Here is a 2930-nt window from a genome sequence, read left to right as displayed (position 1 = left end):
GCTCATTGAGCGGGCTTTTTTGTGCCTGGGATTCAGCTCAACGACTGAATGCCCGGTTCGGTTTGCACGGGTGCAATGCTGTTTCGCCCCATGAAGGCCAGGACCACCAACGCCGTCAGCACGGTGAATCCCGCGAGCAGTTGCAGCAAGGTGTTGAACCCCGCGATGTAGGCGCTGCGCAGTGCTTCCAGCGGAAGGGCGGCCGAGGCCAGTTGCACGTTGCCCATGACCAGGCCTTGGGCAATCACTGACACGTCGGCCCCTGCGCGACCCTTCAGGTGATGTGCCACCAATGCGCCCAATACTGCCATCGTGATCGCCAGCGCCACGCCTTCACTGGCCACGCGGGTGGTGTTGAAAATCCCCGCCGCCATTCCCGCGCGCTCCTTGGGTACCACGCTGATCGCCAAACCATCCATCAAACCCCACGGCAGCCCGGTGCCGATCCCGATGACCAGCATTGCGGCTATGGTCTGCGCAGGCTGGTTGGCCAGGCTTAATCCCCACAGGCCCACCGCCGCGATCAGCAAGCCAATGGCACACAACAGTCCTGCTGAGAGCCAGCGGGTCAGCGATGCGGCGATCATCGGCACCACCAGCATCGGTGCCGATAACGCGAGCATCATCAAACCCGCGTCCAGCGCGCTGGCGCCTTCCACACCGATAAACCGCAGGGGCAGCAACACGATCAGCACGATGTAGCAGTAACAGGTACCGATCGGCAGGAGCTGCACGCCAATAAAACGCGGGAAGCGAAACAGCCGCAGCTCCAGCATCGGTTGGCTGGAGCGGTTTTCGACGAGGATAAACACCAGCAAAAACACCGCCGCCGCGATCAGCAGGGCATCAACCAGCGGCGACGTCCAGCCGTGCTCCGGCGCGAGGATCACCGCCGTGGTCAGGGCTACCAGCATTGCGGAAAACGTCAGTACACCAGCGGTGTCCAGCCGCATCGCTTGCGGGTCGCGGCTTTCACGCATTTTGGGCGTGGCAAACAGCAGCGAAATACCGGCCAATAATGCAGTGCCGAGAAAAATCGAGCGCCAGCCCCAGTGCTCGATCAGCACCCCCGACAGCAATGGCCCAAACGCCAGGCCTGCACCGAATGTGGTGCCCAGCAAGCTGAAGGCGCGGGTGCGGGCATGGCCGTCAAACTCCTGGGCCAGCGCCGCACAGCCACTGGCCAATGCCGTAGCCGCCGCGACGCCCTGCACACCACGCAACACATCCAGCCAGAAAATCCCCGGTGCCACTGCCAGCAGCAAGGAGACCACGGTAAACAGCGCCATGCCCCACAAGAAAAGACGCTTTCTCCCATAGAGGTCGGCGAGGGTGCCGGCGGCCATCAACAGGCTGCCGAAACTCAGCATGAACGCGTTGGTGATCCACGCCAGCTGGCTGGGCTGGGCGGCAAATGCCTGGCCGATAAAGGGCGTGGCGACGGCGCCGCCGGTAAAGCTCATGGGCAATACCAGGGCGGCCAGGCAAATGGCCGCCAGGATGGAATATCGGCCATGGGCGGGCGCAGATTCGGTTGTAGTGGTCATAGGGGCATTCCCGCGAGTTTGAAGATTAAAAGACTCTAATCAGGATGCAATCGCGGATAAACGGGCTTACATTCCTTTCATAACGGACTTGATGGATGCAATGACGTGACCGATAACCTGAGCGGCGTGATCGCCTTCGTGAAAACCGCGGAAGCCCTGAGCTTCACCGGCGCGGCCCGGGCGATGGGGATTTCCGCTTCGGCGGTGGGCAAGAATGTCGCCAAGCTTGAGGCGTCACTGAATGTGCGGCTGTTGCACCGCAGTACGCGCAAGGTCAGCCTCACCGCCGAAGGCCAATTGTTCTACGAGCGCAGTCGGAAAATTCTCGACGACCTGCAAGACGCCCGCGCCATGCTTTCCCATGCGATGCAGGCACCCCGGGGCAAACTGCGGGTCAGCCTGCCCACCATCGGTTATCGCTTTCTCTTTCCGCACATGAGGGCGTTCCGCAAAGCCTACCCCGAGATCGAGCTGGAGCTGGATTTCAACGACCATCTGGTGGACGTGATCGAGGAGGGCTTCGACGTGGTCATCCGCAGCGGTGGCCTGGCGGACTCGACCCTGATGGCCCGCAAACTGGGACCGTTCAGGTTTGTGCTGTGCGCATCACCCGAGTACCTGCGGGCCAACGGTCGGCCAGAGTCCCTGAGCGATTTGGAGCATCACCCGTGCTTGCGTTACCGCTTCGCCACCACCGGCAAAATCATGGACTGGACCTTGTCCGCCAACCCGGCCATCACCCAATTGCGCCTGCCCACCGCGCTGACCCTGAACAACATGGAGGCCATGCTCCGGGCCGCGATGGACGGCCATGGGGTTGCCTACGTGCCAGACTTCCTGGCGCGCGAAGCACTCGCCCAGGGCCAGCTGGAAACCGTGCTCGACGGCCATTCCGATGACCAGGGCCAGTTCTGGGCGCTGTGGCCATCCAGCCGGCATCTCTCGCCGAAGATCCGCGTGTTTGTCGATTTCGCCGCCGCGCACCTGTTCACAAGCCTACCAACCGGTAGCCCACCTGCAACTCGGTGATGAAGTACTGCGGCTGGGCCGGGTCCGCCTCCAGCTTCTGCCGCAGGTGCGCCATGTGCACCCGCAGGTAGTGGGCGCGGTCCACGTAGTCCAGGCCCCACACCTCGAGCAATAATTGCCGGTGGGTGAGCACCCGGCTCTGCCCGCGAATCATCGCGCACAGCAGGCGGTATTCGATGGGCGTCAGGTGCACCGGCAGGCCTTGGCGCCACACTTCATGGGTCGCCAGGTCCACCTCGATATCGCCAAACGCCACCTTGCTGGTGGCCGCCACGGTGCCGGTCTGCCCATGACGGCGCAGTTGCGCACGGATGCGCGCGAGCAACTCGGGTACGCCGAAGGGTTTGGTCAGGT

General features: G+C 62.9%; 3 protein-coding genes. 1 reads left to right on the top strand and 2 read right to left on the bottom strand.

Going from position 1 to position 2930, the window contains the following annotated elements; all coding sequences use genetic code 11:
* Positions 1–32: 32 nt before the first annotated feature.
* On the bottom strand, positions 33–1547 hold the full coding sequence (locus tag HX846_RS28840) for an MFS transporter (protein ID WP_178966626.1): 1515 nt from the start codon (positions 1545–1547) through the stop codon (positions 33–35).
* Positions 1548–1652: 105 nt separating this feature from the next.
* Here HX846_RS28840 and HX846_RS28835 point away from each other — a divergent pair, with 105 nt between their 5' ends.
* Positions 1653–2576 carry a LysR family transcriptional regulator gene (locus HX846_RS28835; RefSeq protein ID WP_177069396.1) on the top strand — a complete coding sequence of 308 codons (924 nt, stop codon included), beginning with the start codon at positions 1653–1655 and terminating at the stop codon, positions 2574–2576.
* On the opposite strand, the gene HX846_RS28830 is transcribed toward HX846_RS28835, so the two are convergent.
* A partial coding sequence (locus HX846_RS28830) for a winged helix-turn-helix domain-containing protein (protein ID WP_178966624.1) occupies positions 2536–2930 on the bottom strand: 395 nt, incomplete at its 5' end. The two genes, HX846_RS28835 and HX846_RS28830, sit on opposite strands and share 41 nt — an antisense overlap.

This window comes from Pseudomonas sp. K5002, assembly GCF_013386655.1.
Taxonomy (GTDB): domain Bacteria; phylum Pseudomonadota; class Gammaproteobacteria; order Pseudomonadales; family Pseudomonadaceae; genus Aquipseudomonas.
This window is presented reverse-complemented; position numbering and strand designations above follow the sequence as displayed.